Annotated in this window: 5 protein-coding genes; 3 read left to right on the top strand and 2 right to left on the bottom strand. The window is 67.0% G+C overall.

Annotated features, from left to right (window positions below):
* The 3 genes from ABZW74_RS24075 to ABZW74_RS24065 form a co-directional block, all read left to right on the top strand.
* Window positions 1–806 (top strand): DUF4328 domain-containing protein (locus ABZW74_RS24075; RefSeq protein ID WP_355279976.1); only part of this gene is annotated, 806 nt, incomplete at its 5' end.
* Complete coding sequence (locus ABZW74_RS24070) at window positions 803–1,612, top strand: glycerophosphodiester phosphodiesterase family protein (protein WP_240857367.1); 810 nt, start codon at window positions 803–805, stop codon at window positions 1,610–1,612. The genes ABZW74_RS24075 and ABZW74_RS24070, both read left to right, overlap by 4 nt.
* A 15-nt stretch (window positions 1,613–1,627) precedes the next feature.
* Window positions 1,628–2,608 (top strand): DUF5926 family protein, encoded by a 981-nt coding sequence (locus tag ABZW74_RS24065; protein ID WP_355279973.1) that lies wholly within the window; start codon window positions 1,628–1,630, stop codon window positions 2,606–2,608.
* A gap of 9 nt (window positions 2,609–2,617) precedes the next feature.
* Here ABZW74_RS24065 and ABZW74_RS24060 read toward each other — a convergent pair whose 3' ends face one another.
* Entirely contained in the window at window positions 2,618–3,157 is a 540-nt protein-coding gene (locus ABZW74_RS24060; protein WP_355279970.1) for a ferritin, read from the bottom strand.
* Between the two features lie 91 nt (window positions 3,158–3,248).
* On the bottom strand, window positions 3,249–4,257 hold a 1,009-nt coding region (locus ABZW74_RS24055; protein WP_355279967.1), incomplete at its 5' end, for an LCP family protein.

The following is a 4,257-nucleotide window of genomic DNA, read 5'->3' as shown; positions in this document are numbered from 1 at the left end:
ACCGAGCGGCAAACATGCGTTGGGTGGCCCGCCGCCCACCGGAATCGATTCCCCCGCAGCGCCCGCACCGACCCCGGGGACCGCGGTCGATCCCGCGCTACGCATACCTGCCGACGTGGGGCCTTCGGGACCGGCCCGTCTCCGAGGAACACGCCGTCGATCCGGTCGAGAACGCCCAGTCGCAACTGCGTCTGGCGCTCCTGGTGACCGGTGGCATCCTTGCGGCCTCGGCGGTCGTGCACCTGTTGCGCTACATCCTGTTGACAGTGAACCGGACGACGCCGATCCCGAAGTGGCTCATCGACACCTCGACCGTCCTGGTCCTCGGGTGCGGCGTACTGGCTGTCCTGTCGTTCATCGTGGCCACCGCTACGTTCGTGGCCTGGGTGATCGAGGTGCGCAAGCAGTCGTATGGTCTGGCAGACCGGCTGGACCCGCGGCGCCGACGGTGGCTCATCGTGCTCGGCGGCATACCCCTCGTGAACATCGTGGGTGGCGGGCTCCTCATCGCCGAGGCGGCCGACGTACGGCCCGATCTCGACCGGGACCTCATCCGTCGCCGTCTCATCCGCCTCTGGGTGGCGTGGGGCATCGTCAACGCGGCGGCGATCGCGGCGATCGTCTTCCGCCTGTACGCGTGGCAGTCCGGTTCGATCCAATCCGGCGCCAACGCCCTGACGATGGTGATCATCAGCGCGGTGGTGTCGTCGGTGTTCGCATTCTGGATGGCCGACCGCGTTCCTCGCCTGTTTGCCGCACCCGCGCCCGACCCGGTGCCCGACAAACGCTGGGTAGTGCTCGCGTGAGCGCCCAGGGCCCTGCCTATGTCGCCGAACAGGTTTCCCGTTCGGGAAAGCCCGCAGTGGTCGCTCACCGAGGAGCCTCCGGGCACGTGGCCGAGCACACGCTGGGCGCCTACGAACTCGCCCTCGCCCAGGGAGCCGACGGCCTCGAGTGCGATGTTCGGCTGACCAGCGACCACCAACTCGTCTGCATCCACGACCGCACCGTCGATCGCACCTCCGACGGCACCGGGGCGGTGAGTGAGATGTCGCTGGCGCAACTGCGCGAGTTGGACTTCGGTAGTTGGCACGACCCAGGCAAGCCCGCGTCGGTTCTCACTCTGCGCGAACTGCTGACCCTCACGCTGGATTGGCGCCGACCGGTCCGCCTGTTCATCGAGACCAAACATCCGGTGCGCTACGGCAGTCTGGTCGAGCAGACCCTGCTGGAGACGTTGCACGAATTCGGCGTTGCGGCACCGCCGTCGGCCGACCACAGTCGGGCCGTGGTGATCTCGTTCTCATCGGCCGGCGTCTGGCGTATCCGGCGGCACGCACCGATGCTGCCGACGATCCTGCTCGGCGACACTGCGCGCGTACTCGGCGGCAGCGCCGCGACGGCGGTGGGGGCCACCGGAATCGGCCCCTCGGTGGCCACGTTGCGCCAGTATCCGGACCTGGTGGATCGCGCGGCAGCGGCCGGTCGGGTGACCTACTGCTGGACGGTGGACGAACTCGTCGACGTCCAGTTGTGCGCGGATCTCGGCGTCCGGTGGGTGGCCACCAATCATCCGGCACAGGTGCGGGACTGGCTCGTCACCGTCGACTGACGAAACTGGGAGACCATGGGTAAGAAGAGCAAGCGGGGCAGCGGACCGCGCCCCGGCAGCAATCGCGCCGAGCGGGTCGCAGCGCGAAAAGCAAGGCAGATAGCGGCTCTCGCGCCGCCACCGCGCCCGTTCGGCGGGCTCGCCGCCGAATGCGATCTGGTCGCGCTGCGCACTTTTGTCGCTTCGGCGACCGCTCGGGTGGATCTGGTGGAACCCGGGCCGCCCGCACCCGAACTGACCTCGGTGCTCGCCGACGACGACGCGCCGCTGCGCGAGGTGGTGCCCGGTGTACGCAACGAAGTGACCCTGGCCACCGTCCTGCCCGGGGCCATCCCTGCCCTCGTGCGTGAAACGCGGGATATCCCAGAGGGATTCGTCGGGTTGCAGACCGAGCCGGACCGCGTCGAGCTGGGCGCGGAGCTGGCTGCCGCGATCGAGTGGGCGGCTCACGCCAAACCCGGCGAGCAATTCGGGCCGACGTCGTCTCCCGATCTTCTCGACATCGTGAAAGCCGATGCACCGCTTGATATCACGGTGTACGAGGACTTCTCGTGGTGGTTCCCGCCCGGCACCGACGTGCCACCGGAGATTGCCGAGATGTTCGAGCGCGCAAACGATTCGGTGCTGCCGACGGCGCGCCTGCGGACGGCAGCCGGGGTCGGGGCGCCGTGGTGGGTGGATGCCGGTGAGCGAGCCCATCTCCGGTGGATCCGCCCGGAAGCCGAGGATGACCTCATGACCGCGTTGGCCCGACTTCACGCCGCGGGGCGGCTCACGCTGGGTGAGGGGTCGCGCTTCGCCGGGTCGTTCCGCACCCACGGGCTGTTGGTTCCGGTCTTCGACCTCGACAACGAGATGCACCACGAGGAGTGGTATCCCGGCGTCGACCAGTTCGAGACGTGGCTCGGTGACGCACTCGCACAAACCGCCCCGCTCACCCCGGACGAACGGAGTTCACGGGACGGCATCCGCGGACGTCAGGTCACGCTGCGCTGAACCTCGGCGTCAGAGGTTTCCGCCGGCCGCCGGCGGGGCGGTGGCGTCCTTCGCGTCTGCGGTGTTGAGTTCGCGTTCCACGAAGTTCTCCAGGTCGAACAGATTGCCTTGGGCGCGTTCGGCAATGGTGCGCAGGGTGGTCATCGTGGCGACCTCCTCGACCTGCTCCTTGAGGAACCACTGCATGAACTGCTCACCGAGGTAGTCGCCGGTGTCGCGGGCCGACTTCGCGAGGTCGACGATCTGCTGGGTGACCGCCTGCTCCTGGGTCAGCGCGAGCTCGATCGGCGCCTTGTAGTCGTCGAAGTCCGTTCGCGGGGCGTCGATCCCGGGAACCTGGACGGCCATGTCCCGGTCGAGGAAGTACTGCACGATCATCATCGCGTGATTGCGCTCTTCCACGGACTGTTGGTAGAAGTGCCTGGCCAACTGCGGCATGTCGTGATTGTCGTAGTAGAGCGCGACCGCGATGTACTGCTGCGACGAGAAGAATTCGTTGCTGATCTGGTCGTGCAGGAGCTGGTGGAATTTCGTTCGTTCGGTGCTCATGAGATCCATTCTACGTGGATCGCAGATGCACGACGATGAAGTTCTCCCTAACTAAGGTTAGTCTGACCTGCGAATATGCTGTCATCGATGATCAGTTGACGACTCCACCGGTGGTGTCGAGCAGTTGCTCGGGCACCGGTTTGCCGGCCTTGAGGTACTCGAAGAACTGCTTGGTGTTCTCCGACACCGGGAGCACCGATTCGCCGCCGTCGAATTCCGCTGGGCCCGTTGGTGTTGTCGTCGTGATCGGATCGTCGCGCAGGGCGAAGGCGAGGGCGGCGAGGTTCCAGATGTGATCGTGACGGTCGACGACGAGGGCGTCGACCGCCCCGTTGACAAAGCCGAAGAACCGGAACGGATTCAGCAACACCCCGGGGCTGGTGGCCCGAGATACCAGCGCGGAGAGGAACTTCCGTTGGTTGACCACGCGCACGAGGTCGGCCTGCGGGAAGTCGCGCGAGCGGACCAGGGTCAGGGCCTGACGGCCGTTGAGCCGGTGGCACCCCTTCTTCAGCGGTGGTCCGGCCTTGGGGTCGTTGATGGGTTGGTCGAGACAGATGTCGACGCCGCCCACAGCGTCGACGAGGGTGTCGAATCCGCCGAATCCGACCTCCGCGTAGTGGTCGATACGCAGGCCGGTGAGGTTCTCCACCGTGCGCACCAGCAGTTGGGCGCCACCGGAGTTGAAGGCCGCGTTGATCTTTGCCGTGCCGACGCCGGGGATGTCGACGTACAGGTCACGCGGCAAACTGACGATGAGCGGCTTCCCGTCCGGCGGATTGTGCACCAGCATGATGGTGTCCGTGCGGGCGCCTTCCGCGTCGCCGGTGGACAGGTCGGTGCGCTGTTCGTCGGAAAGGTCTGCGCGCGAATCTGTTCCGACGATGAGCCAGTTGGTGCCGGGCGTGTCACCGGGGCGTCCGGCGTAAGAGACCAGGGCGTCGACCCGGTGCAGCTTGCTGTCGTAGTAGAAGACCATCGCGACCATGCCGACCACGATCACCAGCAACAGCACCAGCAGGATGCGCAGGATCGGCCAGCGGCGCCGACGACGCGGGCGTTTGACGTCGCGGGGTGCGGCGGGCGGCGGCGGCTGGGAG

The sequence above is a fragment of the Gordonia sp. NPDC003585 genome (genome assembly GCF_040610755.1).
In the GTDB taxonomy this organism is placed as follows: domain Bacteria; phylum Actinomycetota; class Actinomycetes; order Mycobacteriales; family Mycobacteriaceae; genus Gordonia.
This window is presented reverse-complemented; position numbering and strand designations above follow the sequence as displayed.